We start from the raw sequence: 20,763 nt of genomic DNA on the forward strand, positions 1-20,763 counted from the left end.
GTCAGTTCCCCGGAGGTTCCGGCGCCGGGGTCTGCACCGGGCCGCCGCCCTGGCCGCCCGCGCCGGGGATGGTGAACTGCCCGAACCCGGGGATCGTGATCGTCGTGCCGCCGGGCCCCGTCTGGACGCCCGGCAGCGACGGATTCGCCGGGGCGGGAGCGATGCCGTTCGACAGGTTCAGCGTGACCGTGGAGCCGGGCTGCGTGAAGCCCGACGGTGACGTCGAGACGACGGTGCCGTTCGGGGCGGAGTTGTTGACGTACGCGACCGTGGTCTTGAACCCGGCCTGCTGGACGCGTGCACGGGCCGCGGCCTCGTTGAGCCCGATGACGTTCGGGATCTTGCCGGGGCCGAAGCCGTCCTTGTACTTCGGGTCGACCGGCGGCAGGGAGACCGGGCCGTAGATCGTGGAGACGGGCTTGAGCGCGGTGTACCAGGCCGTGGCCGGCTCGTTGCCGCCGTAGACGTTGCCGGAACCGCACGGGCGCAGCGGGCTGGTGCAGATCGGGCCGGGGGAGTTGCCGTCGTTGTAGACGTAGCTGGCACCCGCGTACTGGTTGGTGTACCCGAGGAAGGCGGACGAGCGGAAGGTCTCCGTGGTCCCCGTCTTGCCCGACAGCGGCAGCGTCCACCCCGCGCGCGAGGCGGCCGCGGCCGAGGTGCCGGCGCCGCGGTCGTCGGCGCTGAGGGCGTTCGCCAGGGTCTCCGCGAGCCCCTTCTCGATCACCTGCTCGCACTTCTCCGACTTGTAGGGCACCGGCGTGGTCTCGGGCTTCCCGTCGGCGCCCACGGTCTGGACGCCGTCGCTGTTGCGCTTGGGCTGGGTGATCGACTGCACCGGGTTCGCCGGGCACCAGACGCCGCCGGACGCGAGCGTCGCGGCCACGTTGGTCAGCTCGAGCGCGCTCACCGCCGTGGGGCCGAGCGTGAACGAGGCCAGGTTCTGCTTCTTGAACATATCGGCCAGGCTGTCGTTGCCGAAGCCCGAGCTACCCGGCTGGGTGTACGAGCGCAGGCCCAGCTTGACCGCCATGTCGACCACCGGGCTCACGCCGACCTGCTCGATCAGCTTGATGAAGGGGGTGTTCGGGGAGGTCGCCAGGGCCTGGGTGAGCGACATCGACGCCGGGTACGCCCCCGCGTTCTTCACGCAGTAGGAGTCGGCCGGGCAGCCGGCGTAGCCGCCGTGGCCCATCCCCTTGACCGAGACCGTCGACGGCACGTTCACGGTGGTGTCCAGGCCCATACCCTTCTCCATCGCGGCGGCGACGGTGAAGATCTTGAAGGTCGAGCCGGCACCGTCGCCCACCTGGGCGAAGGGCTCGGGCTGGACGGTCTCGCGCTTGTCCACGTTGAGTCCGTAGACGCGCGAAGAGTTCATGGCGACGATGTCGTGCGAGGTCGTGCCCGGCTTGATCACGTTCATGACCTGCGCGACGTTGGAGAGCGTCGGGCTCGCGGTGGCGTTCAGGGCGGCCTGCACCGAGTCCTGCACCCGGGGGTCGAGCGTGGTGCGGATCGTGTAGCCGCCCCGCATCACCGTGTCCTTGGAGAGGCCGGCCTCGGAGAGATACTGCAGGACGTAGTCGCAGAAGTAGCCGCGGTTGGCGACCGCGGCGATGCAGCCGCCGGGCAGGGTGTTGGGCCGGGGCAGCACGCCGAGCGGGGTGTTCTTCGCCGCGCGGTACTCGTTCGCCTTGTCCGGGAAGTTGGTGATGAGCGTGTCCAGCACAGTGTTGCGGCGGTCCAGCACGCGCTGGGGGTTGGTGTACGGATTGAGCGAGGAGCTCGACTGCACCATCCCGGCGAGCATCGCCGACTCCTGGATGTTGAGCTGCGAGGCGCGCTTGCCGAAGTAGGTCTGCGCGGCGACCTCGATGCCGTAGGCGCCGTTACCGAAGGGAACGAGGTTGAGGTACCGCGCCAGGATCTGCTCCTTGGCGATCACCTTCGCCCGGGCGTCGTCGACCCCGTGCTCCTGTTTCGCGCGTTCGGTGAGGGTGCGCTCGAGGGTCAGCGCCATCCGCACCTCGCGCAGCTTGCGGGCGGCGGTGGTGGCGACGGCCGCGCGTCGGTCCGCGTCGGACTTCGCGAGGACGAGCAACTGATAGTTCTTGATGTACTGCTGATCGAGCGTGGACGCGCCCTGCTGCACCTCGCCGGCGGACTGGTTCTTGACGAAGGCGCGGAGCGTGCCCTGGTAGTCGACGCCGTCGTGCTCCATGTAGCGCTTGTCCTCGATGGAGATGATCGAGCGCACCATGTCGGGCGAGATCTGGTCGAACGGCACCTGCACGCGGCGCTGGTCGTAGAGGTAGGCGATCGGGGCGCCGGTCGAGTCCGTCACCGTGGTGACCTCGGGGACCTGGCCCTCGAGCAGCTCGGAGCTGATGTTGTCGACGGTGTCCGCGGCGCGGTTGGAGATCAGGCCCAGCCCGCCGATGTAGGGGAACAGGACACCGGCGACCAGCAGTCCGGCCAGCAGGATGCAGCCGGCCAGCTTGGCGATCACTCCGGGTTTCGACACGGTCACCAGGATACGTGCCGAACCGTCGGGAACCGGGCTCCCGACGCGCCGACCAGGCGATCGGTACAGGCGTACTGGAATTCTTGGACCACTGTGCGATATCCCTCGGTCCCTGACTTGTTTCCGTCGTGTGATTCAGGTAACACTATTGCAGACGATGTGGCGAGCACCTCGATCGGCCCCCGTAGACCACAGGCAAGGGGCTGGCACCGGGTCCGTGCCGCACCACGCGAAAGGGGAAGTCAGATGACAAGTGCTCGGGTTCTGGTCGACGACGAGGATCGACTCGTTTGGGTCTCCAAGGCCAAGTGTCGTGATGTCGACCCCGATGAGCTGTTCGTTCGCGGCGCGGCCCAGCGCAAGGTCGCGACCATCTGCCGGCACTGCCCCGTCCAGCTCGAGTGCGGCGCCGACGCCCTCGACAGCCGCGTGGAGTTCGGCGTCTGGGGCGGTATGACCGAGCGTCAGCGCCGCGCCCTCCTCCGCCAGCACCCCGAGGTCACCAGCTGGCGCGTCTTCTTCGAGGCCCAGCGCGACCGCAAGCGCGTCGCGGGCTGATCCCCGCTCCCGCCCGGGAGCCCACTCGGGGCCTCGTACCGTTCGACGGTGCGGGGCCCTTTCGTTTGTCCAGCTATAGTTTTCGGCCGATGGGCCGACGGGACCGGACTCGCCCGCCCGCCCCGCGCAGCCGCCATGGAGACAGCGCCGGCTAGGAGCCGACGATCTGCTCGGCCACCGCCTGCAGCGCCTCCAGGTTCGAGACCTCGAACGGGAGCGACGGAACGCCGACCACCGGCACCGTCGGGCACCGTCCGACGAACGCGCTGAGGACGTGCACCTCCTGCGCCGCGATCCCGGCACGCCATGCGTGCACCCGCAGCAACCCCTCGGCGGCGGGCGCGGCACCGTCGGCCCCGAGCCGTGCCGCTGCCTCGCGGGCCTGCTCCGCGCCGATCGCGGCGAGGCTCGGATGCGTGCGGTTGACGATGAGCCCGGCCAGCGGCATCGACTCACCGGCGAGCCGTTCCACGAAGTAGGTGGCCTCGCGGAGCGTGTCCTCCTCGGGGGAGGCGACCACCACGAAGCGGGTGCTCGGCTGCGCCAGCAGGGCGTAGGTGCGATCCGCCCGCTCCTGGAAGCCGCCGATCAGGGTGTCCATCTGCGAGACGAACCCCGAAGCGTCCGAGAGCATCTGGCTGCCCACGATGGTGGAGACGAGCTTCAGTGCCAGGCCCATGCCGCCGGAGACCATGCGGCCGAGGCCGCGGGTCGGGCCGGCGATCAGCCGCATCAGCCGCGAGTCCAGCATGGAGCCGAAGCGCTTCGGGGCGTCGAGGAAGTCCAGCGCGTTGCGCGACGGCGGCGTGTCCACCACCACCAGGTCCCAGCGGTCGTCGGCGGTGAGCTGGCCCAGCTTCTCCATCGCCATGTACTCCTGCGTGCCGGAGAACGACGAGGCCACCGTCTGGTAGAAGGGGTTCGCCAGGATCTCCTGCGCGCGGGCGGGATCCGCGTTCGACGTGACCATCTCGTCGAAGGTCCGCTTCATGTCGAGCATCATCGCGTGCAGCGTTCCGCCGCCGGCGACGGTCACCTCCTGCGGCTCGTTCGTCAGGTCCGCCACGCCCAGTGCCTGGGCGAGCCGGCGCGCGGGGTCGATCGTCAGCACCACGACCCGGCGCCCGTGCTCGGCGGCCCACAGCGCCATTGCCGCCGCCGTCGTGGTCTTGCCCACGCCGCCGCTGCCGCAGCACACCACCACCCGGGTTCCCGGGTCGAGCAGTTGCGGACCCAGCTTCAGGTCGATCATCGGACCCCCGCCTCGATCAGTGCGCCCGACAGCTCGTACACGCCGCGCAGATCCACGCCGCCCGTGAGCAACGGCAGTTCCAACCGCCCGGGCACGTCGACGGCGTTCAGGTCCTCGCGCGCCTCGTCCTGCCCGCGCACCGTGCGCGCGAACTGGATCGTCTCGGTGAGCAGCCCCGCGAGATCCTCGTCGGAGAGCGGCAGCCCGGCACCGTCGAGCGCGGCACGCACCGAGGGACCGTCGATCGTCCCCTCCGCGGCGGCGCTCAGCTCGTCGTCCGAGAGCAGCTGCGGTAGAGCGCGGTTGACGATCACCGCGCCCACCCTCAGGTCCAGGGCGCGCAACTCCCGCACCGCCTCCGCGGTCTCCTGGATCGGCAGCGATTCGAGCAGGGTGACCAGGTGGACGACGGTGTCGGGGGAGTGCAGCAGGCGCACCACGCGGTCGGCCTGACCCGCGATCGGCCCGGCCTTCGCGATCTCCTTCATCGCCCGGGTCACGTCGAGGAACTTGCCGATCCGCCCCGTGGGCGGGGCGTCCACGACGATGGCCCCGTACGCGTAGCGCCCGTCCTTGCCCCGGCGCTGGGTGCACTCCATGATCTTCCCGGTGATCAGGATGTCCTTCAGGCCCGGTGCCAGGGTCGTGGCGAACTCGATCGCGCCGATCGACTTGAGCGCCCGCGCGGCCAGTCCCATGCCGTAGTTCGTCTTGAGGTAGTCGAGGAACGTGGCCTCCACGTCCATCGACAGCGCGTGCACCTGGCCGCCGCCGTCGGCCGAAGCGATCAACGTCTCGGTCGGGGGCAGTTCGCCCACCTCGAAGGTCGGGGCGATGCCGCCGCGCCCCTCGACCTCGATGAGGAGCACCTTCTTGCCGCGGGAGGCGAGCGCCAGAGCCAGCGCGGCGGCCACCGTCGACTTGCCGGTGCCGCCCTTGCCGGACACGAAGTGCAGCCGGGACTCCCGGAGCCCGTCGGGCCAGGCCGTTCCCGCGTCCTGCGCGACCCCGCCGGGGCTCGCCTCACTCACCACCACGCCCGGAGCATATCCGTACCCCCGCGCACGACCGGGCCGTTAACGTGAACCTTCCCCGCCAATGCGACCGAGAACACGTTCCCGTGGGCTCCGGTCCCGTCCCACGGGCCTCGTCCCCGACTGCCGCCGCCGTTCGGCGGATCGCGCCTGTCGCGCTGCCTCCGGGGTGGATAGGGTGATGGCATGAGCGACAAGACCACCTGGGAGTACGCCACCATCCCGCTGCTGACGCACGCCACCAAGCAGATCCTCGACACCTGGGGCTCCGACGGGTGGGAGCTGGTCACGGTGCTGCCGGGGCCCACCGGCGAGCAGCACGTGGCCTACATGAAGCGGCCGACGGCATGACCGCCTCCGAGCGGCTCGCTGAGCTGGGCATCGTCCTTCCCGAGGTCGTGCCGCCGCTGGCCGCGTACGTCCCCGCCACGCAGATCGGCGACCTCGTCCACACCTCGGGCCAGCTGCCGATGCGCGACGGCGAGCTCGTCGCCCAGGGCAAGGTCAGTGAGAACGCGGAGGGCGTGGTCGACGTGGAGACCGCCGTCGCCGCGGCCCGGCAGTGCGCGCTGAACGCGCTGGCCGCCGTGCACTCGCTCGTGGGCATCGACGCCGTCAAGCGGGTCGTCAAGGTCACCGGGTTCGTGGCGTCGGCGCCCGGCTTCTCCAACCAGGCGCAGGTGCTCAACGGTGCGTCGCTGCTGCTCGGCGAGGTCTTCGGGGACGCCGGCGTGCACGTACGCTCCGCCGTCGGCGTCGCGGAGCTGCCGCTCGGCGCGCCCGTCGAGGTCGAACTCACGGTCCAGGTATGACCCGCGAGCCCGCCGAGGAATCCGCCCCGCGCCACCCGCTGCCGGGGAAGCTGCGGCAGGTCACCCCCTCCGCGGCGGTGCTGCTCTGCGACAACCCCTCGGTGATGACCCTCGAGGGCACCAACACCTGGATCCTGCGCGCCCCCGGGCGCGAGGAGGCCGTGGTCGTCGACCCCGGCCCCAAGGACAAGAAGCACCTCAAGCGGGTGGCCAAGGCCGCCGGCACCGTCGCGCTGACCCTCGTGACGCACCGCCACGCCGATCACACCGGTGGACTGAAACGGTGGGCGGAGCTCACCCGCAGCCCCGTCCGCGCGTTCTCGCCGAAGTACTGCATCAACGCCGCGACGCCGCTGGCCGGCGGCGAGGTGATCGAGGCCGCGGGGCTGCGGATCGAGGTGCTGCACACGCCGGGCCACACGGCCGACTCGCTGAGCTTCCTGGTCGACGGTGCCGACGGCTCCGACGGCGGGCCCGGGGGGCTGGTCTCGGGCGACACCCTCCTCGGCCGCGGCACCACCGTCCTCGACGCCACGGACGGGACTCTCGCCGACTACCTCGGCTCGCTGGAGGCCCTGTCGACGGTGGCCGGCGGCCGCGTCCTGCTGCCCGGGCACGGCCCGGACCTGCCCGATGCGGCCCCCGTCGTCGCGGCGTACGCCGCGCACCGTCAGGACCGGCTGCAGCAGGTCCGCGACGCGCTCGCCGAACTCGGGGTGAGCGCCGCCGAGGCCAAGCCGATGAAGGTGGTCAAGCACGTCTATCGCGATGTGGACAAGAAAGCCTGGCCGGCGGCCCGGATGTCGGTGAAGGTCCAGCTGCAGTACCTCGCCGAGCACGGCTGACCCGGTCGTGGCGCTGCGCTGGATCGACGCCGTCTTCCTCCGGGGAGGCACCAGCAAGGGGCTGTTCTTCCGCGAGAGCGATCTGCCGCCGCCGGGCCCCACGCGTGACGGACTGTTCCTGCGCGCGCTCGGCTCGCCGGACGAGTACGGGCGCCAGTTGGACGGCATGGGCGGTGGACTGTCGTCGCTGTCCAAGGTCGTGGCCGTGCGGGTCTCCGGCCGGCCGGACGTCGACCTCGATTACACCTTCGGGCAGGCCGCGATCCGCGAGCCGGTGATGGACTACTCCGGGAACTGCGGCAATCTCTCCGCCGCCGTGGTCCCGTACGCGCTCGAGGCGGGGCTGCTCGCGCTCGACGACGGTGACCGCACCGTCGTCGTGCACAACACCAACACCGAGACGGTGATCCGGGTCCGGCTGTCCGTCGACGGCGGTCTCGCCGTCACCGAGGGCACGTTCGCCCTTCCCGGCGTCTCCGGGACGGGCGCACCCATCGAACTCGAATATCTGGAGCCGGGCGGGGCGCGCACCGGAGCACTGCTGCCCGACGACGGTGCCGTGCGCTCGACGCTGCGGGCTGCGGGGCGCGAGTACTCGGCGTCCCTGGTGGATGCCGCGACCCCGATGGTCTTCGTTGCCGCCTCTCAGATCGGCGTGACCGGCGCCGAGACGCCCGACGAGCTCGATGCCGACACCGGCGTGCAGGCGCTGCTGGACGAGCTGCGCCGTGCGGGAGCCGTCGCGATGGGGCTGGCAGGCCGGCCGGAGGACGCGCCCCTGGCGGTGCCCAAGGTCGCGATCGTGGCGCCGCCGAGGGACTTTTCCACGATCGGCGGGGTCGCGGTGCCCGCGGCCACGACGAATGTGGTCGTGCGGGTGATCTCGATGGCGCAGACGCACCGGGCGATCCCCGGCACCGCGGCACTGGCCGTGGCGGTCGCCGCGCGGCTGCCGGGCTCGCTGGTCGCCGAGGCGGCCGCGGACGCGGACGCGGGTGAGGGGGACGTGCGGATCGGCACGCCGTCGGGCATCGTCACCGCGCGCGCCGTCGTGAAGCCCGGCCCGGGCGCGCCGCACGCCGTGAGCGCGTCACTGCTGCGGACCGCGCGGCCGCTCATGCGCGGTCAGGTCGCCGTTCCCGATCCCGGAACCGGGATCGCGGGGTGACGTGACGCGGCTACCGTGCGCGGCGGGCCAGGCGCTCCGAGTCGGTGATCACCACGGACTTGCCCTCGAGGCGCAGCCAGCCGCGGTGCGCGAAGTCGGCGAGGGCCTTGTTCACGGTCTCGCGGGACGCGCCCACGAGCTGCGCGATCTCCTCCTGGGTGAGGTCGTGCGTGACCCGGAGCGCACCGTTCTCATGCGTGCCGAAGCGCTGCGCGAGCTGCAGCAGCTGCTTGGCCACGCGACCTGGCACGTCGGTGAAGATGAGGTCCGCCAGGTTGTTGTTGGTGCGCCGCAGGCGGCGGGCCAGGACGCGCAGCAGCTGCTCCGCGATCTCCGGACGATCGCGGATCCACGCGCGCAGGGCCTCGCGATCCATCGTCATCGCGCGGACCTCGGTGATGCAGGTGGCGCTCGACGTGCGCGGACCCGGATCGAAGATCGACATCTCACCGAACATGTCCGACGGGCCCATCACGGACAGCAGGTTCTCGCGGCCGTCCGGTGAGCGCCGGCCGAGCTTCACCTTGCCGGACATGATGATGTACAGCCGGTCGCCGGGCTCGCCCTCGTTGAAGATGACGTGACCACGGGGGTAGTCGACCTCGTGCAGATCCTTGGTGAGCGCATCGACAGCGCTCGGCTCGACACCCTGAAAAATGCCGGCCCGCGCCAGGACCTCGTCCACGGGGTACCTCGTTCCTTTGATCGACGATCCGTCGCCGGCGGAGCTCGCCGCGACCTGAAGTGTGATTTTATGCAGGGGTCCGCGCGGATGTGGGAAATCGCACAGACACCTCTGGGAAAGACTACCCGTTCGCATATCGAAAGGTGCGGCGACGTTCCGGGCCCATCGCGAACGGCTGCGGTCACGGCCGTCGTCCGGAGCCCGATCGACGCGGCGCCCGGGTCGGCCGGAGCCGGCAGATCAGCTGGCGCGGCGCTCCGTGCCACCGTCGAGGTCGAGGCTGTCCACGGCCTTCGGCAGCCCGATCCGGGCCAGGGTCTCGACGTCCGGCGCCTCGTCCTCGCCGGTCGAGGGGGGCGCGGCGGGCTCCGCCGTCACGCGCGTCTCGATACGTTCCATGGCCAACGCGAACAGCATCAGCACCACCGGGAACAGCAACCCGAGCAATCCTTGCATGCCGGACAGTAAACACAGCCAAGGTCTCGATACGGCAACGAACGAGGTACGGCGGCGTCGTTAGAATCGATTCCCATGCCCCCGGAGCCGGAAACCCACCTCGGACTGGTGCGCCGTGCCCGGCGGATGAATCGGACACTCGCCGCCGCTTTCCCCCACGTGTACTGCGAACTCGACTTCACCGATCCGCTGGAGCTGTCGGTGGCGACGATCCTGTCCGCGCAGTGCACCGACGTGCGCGTGAATCAAGTCACACCGGCGTTGTTCGCCCGGTATCGGACCGCCGCCGACTACGCCGGCGCGAACCGCGCGGAGCTGGAGGAGTACATCCGGTCGACGGGCTTCTACCGCAATAAGGCCACGTCGATCATGGGGCTCGGCCAGGCCCTCGTGGACCGCTTCGACGGCGAGGTGCCGCGCACCATGAAGGAGCTGGTGACGCTGCCGGGCTTCGGCCGCAAGACCGCGAACGTGATCCTCGGCAACGCCTTCGACGTCCCCGGCATCACCGTGGACACCCACTTCACCCGGCTCGTGCACCGCTGGGAGTGGACGCAGGAGAAGGACCCGGTGAAGATCGAGCACGCCGTCGGCGAGCTGATCCCCCGGAAGGAGTGGACCCTGCTCAGCCACCGGGTGATCTTCCACGGCCGCCGGGTCTGCCATGCCCGCAAGCCCGCATGCGGCGTCTGCGTGCTCGCCAAGGACTGCCCCTCCTTCGGTACCGGCCCGGTCGACCCCGTCGAGGCCGCCGAACTGGTCAAGGGACCCGAGCGTGAGCACCTGCTCGAGATCGCACCCCCGCCGCCGCGCCGGCGCCGGGCGCGGCCGGAGGTGGCCCCGTGACCGGGACGGAGCACGAGCCCGCGCCGCTCCTGCCCGGCGAGCGCAGCCGGATCCCCGCGCGCGTGCGGTGGCTCCTCGTCTGCGTGATCGTCGCGGTCGCCCTGGTGGTCGCCATCTGGCCTCGCGGGGACGACGGTGCGCCGTCCCCGGCGCCGGCGGCACCGTCGACCAGCACGAGCCCCGGCCAGCTGGCGGCCGCGCGCGCGAAAGCGGCCCTGCCGCCCTGCCCCGCGGGCATCGGCGCGACCGCGCTCGCCGGGAAGTCCCTGACCTGTCTCGGCGACGGTGCGCCGGTGGACCTCGCGGCCGCGGGGAACCGGCCGGTCCTGCTCAACGTCTGGGCGTGGTGGTGCGGGCCGTGCCGCGTCGAGCTGCCCGTGCTCGCCGAGGTCGCGGCCCGGGCGGGTGACAGGCTCACCGTGCTCGGGGTCCACGCCGACCCGAACGCCGTCGCCGGCCTGGATCTGCTGGCCGAGCTGAAGGTCGCGCTGCCGACCGTGCAGGACCCGCAGAGCGCGGTCGCCACGGCGCTCGGCGCGCCGCGGGCGTACCCCGTGACCGTTCTGTTGCGTTCCGATGGCACTGTGGCCGGTGTGCACGCCCAACCCTTCACCTCCGTCGACGATGTAGCCGCGCTGCTGCGCAGCGAGCTCGGGGTCGCCCTGTGAGCGCCCCGCGGTGGCTCGACCCGCTGCTCGGCAACCTCGGCGATATCGCCGAGGAACTGCGGGAACGCGGCGGTGCGGTCGCGGCGCTGCAGCGTGTCCGCAATCCGCGCCGCGCCGCGGTGTTGATCCTCTTCGACGGTGACCCGGCGGCCGCCGGGCCCGTTCCGCCCGCGGACGCGACGGTGCTGCTCACCCAGCGGGCCTCGGCGATGCGGCAGCACGCGGGGCAGGTGGCGTTCCCGGGCGGCGCCCGCGATCCCGAGGACGCGGACGACGTCGCCGTCGCCCTGCGCGAGGCCTGGGAGGAGACGGGCCTGGACCCGGACTCCGTCGAGGTGCTGGCCGAGCTGGACCCGATCGAGGTCCCCGTCTCCGGCTTCCGGGTGGTCCCCGTGATCGGTTTCGCGGCCCGCCCGTCCGACGTGCGGGCCGTCGACCCCGGCGAGACCGCGCTGGTGCGGCGGGTGCCGCTCGCCGAGCTGATCGACCCCGCGCACCGGTTCATGGTGCGCAAGTCCTTCTACCGCGGGCCGGCCTTCGCCGCCGGACCGATGCTGGTCTGGGGTTTCACCGGCGGGCTGATGAACGCGCTGATCGGCGCCGCGGGCTGGGAACGACCCTGGAACACCGACGACGTGCGGCCGCTCACCGACGAGGTACGGGCGGCCGCCGCCCGCGCCGAGAACTGGCAGGAGAGTACGCGATGACGGGTTCGACCTGGGTCGACGTCGTGGTCGTCGTCCTGATGCTGCTCGCGGCGATCTCCGGCTACCGGCAGGGGGCGGCGGCCTCGGTGCTCGCCTTCATCGGCGTCGTGCTCGGCGCCGCCGCCGGCGTCCTGCTCGCGCCGCACATCCTGGGCTCCGTCGACGATGCCAAGGGCCGGCTGGTGCTGGGCGTGGGCCTGCTCGTCGGACTCGTGATCATCGGCGAGCTCTCGGGCATGGTGCTCGGTCGCGCCGTGCGCAGCTCGATCCGTGGTCCGGGGCTGCGGGCCGTGGACTCCGGCGTGGGAGCGGTGGTGCAGGTCGGCGCGCTGCTCGTCGCCGCCTGGCTGGTGGCGATCCCGCTGACCACGGCCGCCGCACCGCAGATCTCCCGGTCCGTCAACGGTTCCGCGGTGCTCGGCGCGGTCAATGAGTTCGCCAAGACCGTGGGCGCCGACGGCCTGCCGCAGAAGTTCTCCGCCGTCATCGACGACTCCGGGTTGCCGCAGGCACTGGGCCCGTTCGTCAACACGCCGGTGGTCAGCGTCGAGGCGCCGGACAAGATGGACTTCACCGATCCGGCCGTGCAGCGCGTCCGCTCCTCGGTGGTCCGGATCGACGGCCAGGCACCGTCCTGCAGCCGGGCCCTGGAGGGCTCGGGGTTCGTCGCCACGCCGGGCCGCGTCGTCACGAACGCGCACGTCGTCGCCGGTACCCGCAGCGTGCAGGTCACCGTCGACGGTGCCAAGAAGTACAGCGCGCAGGTGGTCTACTTCGACTCCCAGACCGACGTGGCGGTGCTCGACGTGCCCGGCCTGCAGGCCAAGCCGCTGCGGATCGTCTTCAACGGCGCGAAGCCGGGCGACCCGGGCTTCGTGCTCGGTTACCCGGGCGGCGGTCCCCTGACCCTCTCGTCCTCGCGCGTGCGCAGCGAGCAGACCCTGGAGGGCCGCAACATCTACCGGGACGCGCAGGTCCGCCGTGACGTCTACCTGCTCCGCGGGCAGGTGCGGCCCGGCAACTCGGGCGGGCCGGTCTTCGACCGCGAGGGCAACGTGGTCGGCGTGATCTTCGGTGTCGCCGTCGACGATCCGGACACGGCCTTCGCCCTCACCGCCAAGCAGGTGGAGCCGGCGCTGAAGGCGGGGACCACCGCGACCGCGGGGGTCTCGACGGGGCCCTGCGTCAACCGCTAGGACCGTCGGCTCAGGGCAGCAGGCGGGGCCCGGGCAGGCCCGCGAGGAAGTCCACGAGCTGCGGCCCGACGGTGCCGGGCGCCTCCTCGTGCGCGAAGTGGCCGGCGTCCTCGACCGCCCGCACCCGGTAGTCCGTCGCCCAGTCGTGGCTGGAGTACACCGGCTGCGGGAGCACGTACGGGTCGAGTTCGCCCCGGAAGGCCAGCACGGGGATGTGCAGGCGCTGGTTCATGCTGCTGAGGAACCGGGCGCCGTCGGGGCGGAACTGGCTGCGCCAGGCCCAGCGCGCGTACTCGAGCGCGCTGTGGGCCGTGCCCGGGATCTGGATGGCGCTGCGGTACCGCGCGGTCGCCTCGACGTAGTCGGCGCTCCGCCGCCACATCGCGCCGCTGCGGGCCGCGTACACGGCGCCGATCTCGGCACCGTCGTTCCGGGTGAGCCGGTCCTCCGCGAGACGCGGGAGCTGGGCGAAGGTGATGGGCCCGAGCATCGCCGAGCGCTGGTCCTTGTTGCGCAGCGCGGAGCGCTTGAGCGCGATCGGGTGCGGTGAGGAGACGACGGTGATCGCGGAGACCACTCGCGGGTGGAGGGTCGCGGTGGTCCAGCAGCCCAGGCCGCCCTCGCCGTGGCCGACCAGCGCCGCCGAGGTGTGGCCGAGCGCGCGGATCAGGCCCGCGACGTCGCCGGACAGTGTCCAGCCGTCGTAGCCGCGCGGCGGCTTGTCGCTGTCGCCGTAGCCCCGCAGGTCGAAGGCCACGGCCCGATAGCCGGCGTCGTGCAGCTGCGGCAGGAGGTGCCGCCAACTCCACCAGAAGCCGCCGAAGCCGTGCAGCATCACCACGAGCGGCCGGTCGGCGTCGGCGGGATCGTCTTCTGGCCGGTACTCGACGGCGTGCAGCCGGATGCCGTTGGCGCGGACGTCGAGGTGCTCCCAGGGGCCGGGGAACCGGACGCTCGACGGGTCGGGGCTGGTCACCGGTGGTGTCTCGGGGGTCGAGGGATCAGCGTCGCGTGACCGTCGACGGTGCGCCCGCGGGGCGCTTGAGTGCGGCCGCGGGATCGAGTTCGCCCTTGAGGATCGACTGCGACTCCTTGAGCGAGGCGATCGTCTTCTGCGGGCCGCGGATGCGCTTGACCTTGAGATAGCCGAGGAAGGCCGCCGCGCCCGCCACGACCAGCATGAGGATGAAGACGATCAGCGACGCCGCCCACATCGGCAGCCAGACGTTGAGCAGCCAGGCGAGGAAGAAGAAGAAGAAGAACGACGAGTACAGCGCGACGACGCCGGCCACGGCGAAGAAGGCCGAGCCGGTGGCGGCCTTCTTGACGTCCCGCATGGTCTCCGCCTTGGCCAGCTCGACCTCGGCGCGGACCAGCGAGGAGACCTGCGCCGATGCGTCCCGCACCAGGCTTCCGATCGTGGGATCGCCCGAAGCGGTCACGTTGGGATCGGTGAGCGGGATCGCGGAGAGCGTCCGCGGGGTCCCGCCGGTGGGCGTGCTGTCCAAGCTCACTGTCGTCCTCCTCTAGTTATCAGTCATCGTGCCAGAGGTCACCCCCGCGTGTCCGCGCGACCACGACGTGTCGACCTCCGGGGCCGCGTGCGGCTCGTCACCCGGCCCGGTGTGCCCGCCCTCGCCGCAACAGCAGCAGTGCGCCGACCACGGACGCCGTCACGGACGTGAGGAGGACGGCGGCCTTCGCCAGATCGGCCTCGCCCGGGGGCAGTGCCAGCTCCGCGACCAGCAGGCTGACGGTGAAGCCGATGGCGCCGAGCACGCTGAGCGCCAGGATGTCCCGGTTGTCGAGCCCCTCGGGGCGCTCCGCGAGGCGCAACTTCACGGCCACCACGCTGGCACCCGAAATGCCGATGATCTTGCCGAAGAACAGGCCGATCATGATGCCCAGGGCCAGCTCGTCGGTGAACAGCTCGCGGAAGACCTCGCCGTTCACGGCGACACCGGAGGCGAAGAAGGCGAAGATCGGCACGCAGATCAGCGCCGAGACCGGCTGGATCCGGTGCTCGAGCCGTTCCGCGGGGGATTCGTGCTCGTCCCGGTCGGGCCGCACGCGGGTGAGCAGGCCGAGCATGACACCCGCGATGGTGGCGTGCACGCCGGACTGCAGCATGGCCACCCACACCACGATCGCGATCGGAACGTAGTAGAGGGGCGTGGTGATCCGACGGTGCTGCCCGAACCAGTAGAGCGCGCAACCGACGGCCGCGACGGCGAGCCAGCCGGCCTTGAGGTCGCCGGCGAAGAGGACGGCGATCACGGCGATGGCGATGAGGTCGTCCACCACGGCGAGCCCGAGCAGGAAGACCCGCGCCCCCGAGGGCAGACGCGATCCGATGAGCGAGAGGATGCCGAGCGCGAAGGCGATGTCGGTGGCGATGGGGACCGCCCACGCGCTGCCGATGTAGGGGTTGTCACGGGCGATGCCGAAGGCGATGAGCGCCGGCACCACCACGCCGCCCACGGCGCACAGCACGGGCAGGGCGGCGCCGCGCAGGGTGGAGAGTTCCCCGACCACCAGCTCGCGCTTGAGCTCGAGCCCGGCGACGAAGAAGAAGATCGCGAGGAGCCCGTCCTTGGCCCAGTCTGCCAGCGACAGCCGCAGGTGCAGGTGCTGGCCGAGGATCGTCCAGTCGTCGCTGCCGAGGGTGATCTCGGCGAGGTGGGTGTAGCCCGCGGCCCAGGGGGAGTTGGCCCATGCGAGTGCGATCGCCGCCGCGATAAGAAGGGCCGTGCCGCCGACGGTTTCGGTGCGCAGGAAGCGGATCAACGCCCGCGAGACGGGGAACCGGGCCGGTGCGTCGCTCATTGGCCGACGGTACCGCAGGGTGTCCGGGTGACCCGGGTCACCGCCGTCGGCGGACCGTGGCCCGCGTAATCTCGTGCCTCATGAACCGCAGGCGAATCGTCGTCGCCTCGATGGTGGGAACCACCATCGAGTTCTTCGACTTCTACATCTACGCGACCGCAGCAGTGCTGGTCTTCCCCACCCTCTTCTTCCCCAAGGGGGACGATACGGCGGCCCTGCTCGCCTCGTTCGCCACGTTCGGCCTGGCCTTCGCGGCCCGGCCGCTGGGGTCGATCCTGTTCGGCCACTTCGGGGATCGGGTGGGGCGCAAGGCGACCCTGGTCGGCTCGCTGCTCACCATGGGCATCGCGACCTTCCTCATCGGTGTGCTCCCCACGTTCGAGCAGGTGGGCTACTGGGCGCCGGCGCTGCTCGCGGTGATGCGTTTCGCGCAGGGCCTGGGCCTCGGCGGGGAGTGGTCGGGCGCCGCGCTTCTGGCGACCGAGACCGCCGCCCCGGGCAAGCGCGCCTGGGCCGCGATGTGGCCGCAGCTGGGTGCGCCCTTCGGCTTCTTCCTGGCCAACGGCACCTTCCTGGTGATCATGCAGCTGATGGACTTCGACTCGAAGACCTCGGGCGCCAACCACGCCTTCATGACCTGGGGCTGGCGCATTCCGTTCCTCGCCTCCGCCGTGATGGTGATCGTCGGCCTGTACGTCCGGCTCAAGCTGACCGAGACCCCCGTCTTCGCGAAGGCCGTCGAGGAGGGCAAGAAGGTCAAGGCGCCGCTGGGCGAGGTGCTGCGCACCGCGTGGCGGCCGCTCATCATCGGCACCTTCGTCATGGTGGCCACCTACACGCTCTTCTACCTGGTGACCACCTGGATCGTCTCCTACGGCACCGGCAAGGTGGTCGACAAGTCGGGGGTGAAGCTGGGCATCTCCTACATCGACTTCCTGGAGATGCAGCTCATCGCGGTGCTGTTCTTCGCCGCCTTCGTCGCCGTCTCGGGACACCTTGCGGACCGCTTCGGCCGGCGTCTCGTGCTGATCGTCGTGACGCTGGCGATCATCGCCTACGGCCTGTCCTTCGCGTGGATCCTCGATCCGGCGACCACCACGCAGGGCACGATGCTCGCGGTGCTGATCGCGGGCCTGACGCTGATGGGGCTCACCTTCGGCCCGATGAGCGCCGTGCTCCCGGAGCTGTTCGCGACCAACGTCCGGTACACGGGCAGCGGCGTGTCCTACAACTTCGCCTCGATCCTCGGTGCCGCCATCGCGCCGTTCATCGCCACCTGGCTGGTGAGCAGCTACGGCGTGGGCTGGGTGGGCGTCTACCTGGCCGTCGCGGGCGCCTCCACGCTCATCGCGCTGCTCGTGATGAAGGAGACCCGGGACGTCGATCTCGCCAAGGTGTAGTCACTCGATACGCAGGGACCCGCCGACGCCCGCCGCGTCGGCGGCCCTGCGATAGGCCCGCGCCAGGCTCGCGACCGTCTCGTGGGCGTTGAGTCCGCTGGGATTCGGCAGTACCCATACCCGTGTCCCGCCGATGGTGCGCTCCTGCGGGCCGGGCACCGCTTTCGGTTCGTGGAAAGCAGTGCGATAGGCAGTGATTCCCAGCACCGCCAGGACCCGCGGCGCGACCCGATGCACTCGCTCCACCAGCGCCTCGCCGCCGTCGCGCAGCTCCTCCGCCGTCAGCTCGCTCGCCTTGGCGGTTGCCCGCGGCGCGACGTTGGTGATGCCGATCCCCGCGTCCACGAGGCTGTTCCGGTCCGCGAAGCTCATCCCGTCGGTGGCGTCGATGACGTGGTCCACGATCCCCGCCGCGTAGAGGGCGGGGTAGAAGCGGTTGCCGGGCCGGGCGAAGTGCGCGCCCGTCGCGGCGGTCCACAGCCCGGGGTTGATACCCGAGAACAGCAGCCGGCAGCCGGGGCCGATCAGGTCCGGCACCGTCGTATCCGAGTAGGCGAGCAGCTGCTCGCGGGTGAAACCCATGGATACTGCCTACCCGTTCCCGGCCGCGTGGTCCACTGGGGCCCATGACCGTCGACGAACTCCTGGCCCGGCGCGAGATCGAGGACGTGGTGCTGCGGTACTGCCGCGGCATCGACCGCCTCGATCCGGAGGCGGTGCGCGACTGCTACCACCCCGGCGCCGTCGACCACCACACCGGCTTCGACGGCCCCGTCGAGGAGTACGTGCCCTGGGTGCGGGGGCAACTGGAGTCGCTGGGCGGTACGCACCACCAGGTCGGCAATCACCTGTGCGAGCTCGCCGGCGACATCGCCGTGGTCGAGACCTATTGCACCGCAACGCACTGGTCCGCGCCGGACGCAGAGCTGCAGGCCTACCTGACGCTGGGCCTGCGCTACGTGGACCGGTTCGAGCGCCGCGACGGCCGGTGGGCCATCGCCGAGCGCTGGGCGGTCACCGACTGGACGCGATGGGAGAAGGACCTGACGGGGCCGCTCGGCGTGCCTGAGGCCGGGCCGCCGCCCGCGCGCGGCGGCGCCGACCCGGTGGACCGGTTGCGCGCTCAGGTATTGGGGCGCGAGCGCTCGTAGAGCCGCCGCACCACGTCCTCGATGTCGGGTTCCTCGACGGTGAGGTCGCGCACCGTCGCTCGCTCGGCGACCGCCGCGAGCACCTGCGGCAGGGCCGCGGACAACTCCAGCCGCTGGCGCAGGCCCCCGGCCTCGCTGGAGAGGTGCCGCGCACCGTCGACCTCGAGATCCGGTGTGGGCCAGTCCAGGTCGAGCACGAGCACGCGCGCCGCGCCGACGGTGCCGACCAGCCCGTCGAGCGTGCCGTCGAAGGCGGTGCGCCCGTGGTCGACGACGAGGATCCGCTCGCACAGCCGCTCCACGTCGCCCATGTCGTGCGTGGTGAGCAGCAGGGTGAGGCCTCGCTCGGCGCGCTCGGCGATGAGGAACTCGCGCAGCCGCTGCTTGCTGAGCACATCGAGCCCGATGGTGGGCTCGTCGAGGATCAGCAGTTCGGGTGAATGCATCAGCGACGCGGCGACTTCGGCGCGCATCCGCTCGCCCAGGCTGAGCTGTCGCACCGGCCGATCGAGGTAGTCTCCCAGTTCCAGTTGCTCGACGAGCCGGCCGGCCCGCTCCTTCGCCACCGCATCGGGGAGCCGGTGCACGGCGGCGAGGATCTCCAGCGACCGCCCGGTGGGCAGGTCCCACCACAACTGCGACCGCTGCCCGAAGACGACGCCCACGCGCCGGGCCACGTCGCGTCTCCGGGCCAGGGGATCGAGCCCGACGGTGCGCACCGTCCCCGACGTGGGCACGAGGATGCCCATGAGCATCTTGATCGTGGTGGACTTCCCCGCGCCGTTGGCGCCGATGTAGCCGACGGACTCGCCCGGCTCGATCGTCAGGTCCAGGTGGTCGACGGCGGTGGTGAGCGTCTTGGTACGACCGTTCCATCCGCGCTTGGCGAACGTGCGCGTCAGGCCGCGCGTCTCGATGATGTGCTCGGTCATCCGCCCGCTCCCCGGTAATGCCGTAGGCCGAAACGCCAGGTCGCGCCCGCCAGGACCACGACCCACACGGTGGCCAGTGGCAGCGCCCAGGCCAGCTCCGGACGGAAGACGCCGTCGCCGGGCAGGCCCAGGATGTACAGGGCGGGGAGGAACCCCGTGAAGGCCAGCGGGAGGACGAAACCGAACGTCACCTTGATCGCTCCGGGCCAGACCGACGCCGGCTGCGAGGCGGCGTAGCGGCCCCCGTAGACGAACGAGCTGGTGAACTCCGCGCCGTTGACGAGGACGAACTGCAGTCCGGCGGCGATCACGAAGACGGAGGAGTAGATGATCGGCCCGCAGACGAGCGCGAGGACGAGCATGCCGAGGGTGCCCGGACCCCAGTCGATCGCGTTGTGGGTGAGGGCGTAGCCGAGCGCGAACAGGCTGACCGCGGGACGGGTGAGCCGGTGGATGCGGATGTCGCTGGTGATGAGCTGCAACAGGATCGGCTGCGGCCGCAGATAGAAGACGTCGATGGTCCCGGCCCGTACGTAGCGGGGCAGTTTGTCGAGGTGCCCGAACAGGATGTCCGCCGCGCAGAAGGAGAGGTCGGCCAGCGCGAAGACGAGCAGTACGGCCGAGAAGGACAGCCCGCCGATGACCTTGGCGTTGTGGAACAGTAGCCACACCTCGGCCAGCTCGACCAGGCCGAGGAGCAGCGCGGCGAACAGGTCCATCGCCAGCGAGGCGCGGTAGCTCACCTGCGCCTGTACCCGGGAGGTCAGCACGGCGCGGTACGGCGCGAGCGGTCCGGGCCGCGGCGCGGAGGCGATGTCAGCCACCCTGCACCTCCAGGCGTCGCCGGCCCGCCGCCGTGAGCAGCTGTCCGAGGGCGAGCACCGCCACCGTCCACCCCGCCTGGACCGTGACCGTGCCCAGCCCCGCGGCCACGTCGATGCGGCCCGAGAGGATGTCGCACGGCGGCATGAGGATCCACGCGAACGAGGTGAACTCCGCGATCCGGGCCAGCCAGTGCGGGAACAGGCCGACCGGCACGAACATGCCCATGAGGAAGGTGCCGACGACCACGTAGAACATCTGGATCCCGCGGGTGTCCACGACCCAGAAGCCGAGGATCTGCACGCAGTACAGCAGTGCCTGCGCCAACACGATCGAGAGCAGGATGCTCACGGCGGCCAGCGGGTAGGCCGCCGGCTCGTCCGCCCACGCCATCATCGAGGTCGCGGCGCCGATGGCCGCGAGCGGCAGGGCCCGCGGGATGAGCGAGTAGATCGCGCCGCCGAGCACCGTCGCGAGCGTCGCGAACTGGACGTTCAGCGGGCGCAGGAAATCGACCGCGATGTCGCCGGTGCGGATCCGCTCGGCGAGGGCACCGTCGCCCCCGAAAGCGCCGATGGCCGTGAGCATGCCCTGGGACAGGAAGATGTAGCTGACCATCAGCTGCGGCGTGTAGCCGCCGGCGACGCCGCCCGCTCCCTGCAGCGTCGCGAGCAGGATCGCCATCTTGACGAAGCCGAAGACGGCGTTGGTGAACACGCCCGCCACCGCCGCGCTCAGGTAGGTCGACTGCTGGCGGAAGCCGGCCACCGTCAGGCGGACGTAGGGGCGGAGAACAGCGAGGAGGGCGGCACGCCCGGGAACTGCGGCCGCGGATGGCGACGACACAGCTACCGGACGTTACCGCCCTCGGTCGCTCG

At 71.2% G+C, this 20,763-nt stretch carries 23 protein-coding genes; 11 read left to right on the forward strand and 12 right to left on the reverse strand.

The window, feature by feature from the left end; translation table 11 throughout:
• Nucleotide 1: 1 nt before the first annotated feature.
• Complete coding sequence (locus AC21LY_RS02855) at nt 2-2,527, reverse strand: transglycosylase domain-containing protein (protein ID WP_489044721.1); 2,526 nt, start codon at nt 2,525-2,527, stop codon at nt 2-4.
• Between the two features lie 246 nt (nt 2,528-2,773).
• On the opposite strand from AC21LY_RS02855, the gene AC21LY_RS02860 reads away from it, so the two are divergent.
• Nucleotides 2,774-3,085, forward strand: a complete 312-nt coding sequence (locus AC21LY_RS02860; protein WP_489044722.1) for a WhiB family transcriptional regulator — start codon at nt 2,774-2,776, stop codon at nt 3,083-3,085.
• Between the two features lie 151 nt (nt 3,086-3,236).
• Here AC21LY_RS02860 and bagB read toward each other — a convergent pair whose 3' ends face one another.
• Both bagB and bagA read right to left on the reverse strand, forming a co-directional pair.
• On the reverse strand, nt 3,237-4,337 hold the full coding sequence (gene bagB / locus AC21LY_RS02865) for an ATPase BagB (protein ID WP_489044723.1): 1,101 nt from the start codon (nt 4,335-4,337) through the stop codon (nt 3,237-3,239).
• On the reverse strand, nt 4,334-5,374 hold the full coding sequence (gene bagA, locus AC21LY_RS02870; RefSeq protein WP_489044724.1) for an ATPase BagA: 1,041 nt from the start codon (nt 5,372-5,374) through the stop codon (nt 4,334-4,336). The genes bagB and bagA overlap by 4 nt, the downstream gene beginning before the upstream one ends.
• Before the next feature lie 183 nt (nt 5,375-5,557).
• Between bagA and sp36 the strand changes: the two genes are divergently transcribed.
• The 4 genes from sp36 to AC21LY_RS02890 are packed head-to-tail and all read left to right on the forward strand — an operon-like array spanning nt 5,558 to nt 8,196.
• On the forward strand, nt 5,558-5,722 hold the full coding sequence (gene sp36, locus AC21LY_RS02875; RefSeq protein WP_489044726.1) for a Sp36 family protein: 165 nt from the start codon (nt 5,558-5,560) through the stop codon (nt 5,720-5,722).
• A complete protein-coding gene (locus tag AC21LY_RS02880; protein ID WP_489044727.1) occupies nt 5,719-6,183 on the forward strand; it encodes a RidA family protein in 465 nt (154 codons plus the stop codon). The genes sp36 and AC21LY_RS02880 overlap by 4 nt, the downstream gene beginning before the upstream one ends.
• Nucleotides 6,180-7,028, forward strand: coding sequence for an MBL fold metallo-hydrolase (locus AC21LY_RS02885; protein ID WP_489044729.1), 849 nt, complete (start codon nt 6,180-6,182; stop codon nt 7,026-7,028). Before AC21LY_RS02880 ends, AC21LY_RS02885 begins: the two co-directional genes overlap by 4 nt.
• Nucleotides 7,029-7,035: 7 nt before the next feature.
• The gene (locus tag AC21LY_RS02890; protein WP_489044730.1) at nt 7,036-8,196 is read left to right on the forward strand and encodes a PrpF domain-containing protein; all 1,161 of its coding nucleotides are present in this window, start codon (nt 7,036-7,038) and stop codon (nt 8,194-8,196) included.
• Nucleotides 8,197-8,206: 10 nt separating this feature from the next.
• Here AC21LY_RS02890 and AC21LY_RS02895 read toward each other — a convergent pair whose 3' ends face one another.
• On the reverse strand, nt 8,207-8,881 hold the full coding sequence (locus AC21LY_RS02895) for a Crp/Fnr family transcriptional regulator (protein WP_489044731.1): 675 nt from the start codon (nt 8,879-8,881) through the stop codon (nt 8,207-8,209).
• Nucleotides 8,882-9,121: 240 nt separating this feature from the next.
• Entirely contained in the window at nt 9,122-9,337 is a 216-nt protein-coding gene (locus tag AC21LY_RS02900) for a hypothetical protein (protein WP_489044733.1), read from the reverse strand.
• Between the two features lie 75 nt (nt 9,338-9,412).
• Between AC21LY_RS02900 and nth the strand changes: the two genes are divergently transcribed.
• Genes nth through AC21LY_RS02920 form a run of 4 tightly spaced genes read left to right on the forward strand, consistent with a single transcriptional unit; the run spans nt 9,413 to nt 12,754 of the window.
• Nucleotides 9,413-10,183 (forward strand): endonuclease III, encoded by a 771-nt coding sequence (nth, locus tag AC21LY_RS02905; protein ID WP_489044734.1) that lies wholly within the window; start codon nt 9,413-9,415, stop codon nt 10,181-10,183.
• Nucleotides 10,180-10,851 carry a TlpA family protein disulfide reductase gene (locus AC21LY_RS02910; RefSeq protein WP_489044736.1) on the forward strand — a complete coding sequence of 224 codons (672 nt, stop codon included), beginning with the start codon at nt 10,180-10,182 and terminating at the stop codon, nt 10,849-10,851. Before nth ends, AC21LY_RS02910 begins: the two co-directional genes overlap by 4 nt.
• Nucleotides 10,848-11,558 carry an NUDIX hydrolase gene (locus AC21LY_RS02915; protein ID WP_489044737.1) on the forward strand — a complete coding sequence of 237 codons (711 nt, stop codon included), beginning with the start codon at nt 10,848-10,850 and terminating at the stop codon, nt 11,556-11,558. The genes AC21LY_RS02910 and AC21LY_RS02915 overlap by 4 nt, the downstream gene beginning before the upstream one ends.
• Entirely contained in the window at nt 11,555-12,754 is a 1,200-nt protein-coding gene (locus tag AC21LY_RS02920; RefSeq protein ID WP_489044739.1) for a MarP family serine protease, read from the forward strand. The genes AC21LY_RS02915 and AC21LY_RS02920 overlap by 4 nt, the downstream gene beginning before the upstream one ends.
• 10 nt (nt 12,755-12,764) lie before the next feature.
• Here the strand turns inward: AC21LY_RS02920 and AC21LY_RS02925 are convergent, their stop codons facing one another.
• The 3 genes from AC21LY_RS02925 to nhaA form a co-directional block, all read right to left on the reverse strand.
• Complete coding sequence (locus AC21LY_RS02925; protein WP_489044741.1) at nt 12,765-13,730, reverse strand: alpha/beta fold hydrolase; 966 nt, start codon at nt 13,728-13,730, stop codon at nt 12,765-12,767.
• Between the two features lie 25 nt (nt 13,731-13,755).
• Nucleotides 13,756-14,268, reverse strand: coding sequence for a phage holin family protein (locus AC21LY_RS02930; protein ID WP_489044743.1), 513 nt, complete (start codon nt 14,266-14,268; stop codon nt 13,756-13,758).
• A gap of 97 nt (nt 14,269-14,365) precedes the next feature.
• A complete protein-coding gene (gene nhaA / locus AC21LY_RS02935; RefSeq protein WP_489044745.1) occupies nt 14,366-15,580 on the reverse strand; it encodes a Na+/H+ antiporter NhaA in 1,215 nt (404 codons plus the stop codon).
• 80 nt (nt 15,581-15,660) lie between these two features.
• Here nhaA and AC21LY_RS02940 point away from each other — a divergent pair, with 80 nt between their 5' ends.
• Nucleotides 15,661-16,980: an MFS transporter gene (locus tag AC21LY_RS02940; protein WP_489044746.1), complete on the forward strand. Its 1,320-nt coding sequence runs from the start codon at nt 15,661-15,663 to the stop codon at nt 16,978-16,980.
• Here the strand turns inward: AC21LY_RS02940 and mug are convergent, their stop codons facing one another.
• On the reverse strand, nt 16,981-17,562 hold the full coding sequence (mug, locus tag AC21LY_RS02945) for a G/U mismatch-specific DNA glycosylase (protein WP_489044748.1): 582 nt from the start codon (nt 17,560-17,562) through the stop codon (nt 16,981-16,983).
• Nucleotides 17,563-17,606: 44 nt separating this feature from the next.
• Between mug and AC21LY_RS02950 the strand changes: the two genes are divergently transcribed.
• Nucleotides 17,607-18,131, forward strand: coding sequence for a nuclear transport factor 2 family protein (locus AC21LY_RS02950; RefSeq protein WP_489044750.1), 525 nt, complete (start codon nt 17,607-17,609; stop codon nt 18,129-18,131).
• Here the strand turns inward: AC21LY_RS02950 and AC21LY_RS02955 are convergent.
• Genes AC21LY_RS02955 through AC21LY_RS02965 form a run of 3 tightly spaced genes read right to left on the reverse strand, consistent with a single transcriptional unit; the run spans nt 18,104 to nt 20,731 of the window.
• Nucleotides 18,104-19,063 (reverse strand): ABC transporter ATP-binding protein, encoded by a 960-nt coding sequence (locus tag AC21LY_RS02955; RefSeq protein ID WP_489044751.1) that lies wholly within the window; start codon nt 19,061-19,063, stop codon nt 18,104-18,106. The genes AC21LY_RS02950 and AC21LY_RS02955 overlap by 28 nt on opposite strands.
• Nucleotides 19,060-19,887, reverse strand: coding sequence for an ABC transporter permease (locus AC21LY_RS02960; protein ID WP_489044753.1), 828 nt, complete (start codon nt 19,885-19,887; stop codon nt 19,060-19,062). The genes AC21LY_RS02955 and AC21LY_RS02960 overlap by 4 nt, the downstream gene beginning before the upstream one ends.
• Nucleotides 19,880-20,731 (reverse strand): ABC transporter permease, encoded by an 852-nt coding sequence (locus AC21LY_RS02965; RefSeq protein ID WP_489044755.1) that lies wholly within the window; start codon nt 20,729-20,731, stop codon nt 19,880-19,882. The genes AC21LY_RS02960 and AC21LY_RS02965 overlap by 8 nt, the downstream gene beginning before the upstream one ends.
• Between the last annotated feature and the right edge of the window lie 32 nt (nt 20,732-20,763).

The organism is Tsukamurella sp. II2bb, from assembly GCF_057815145.1.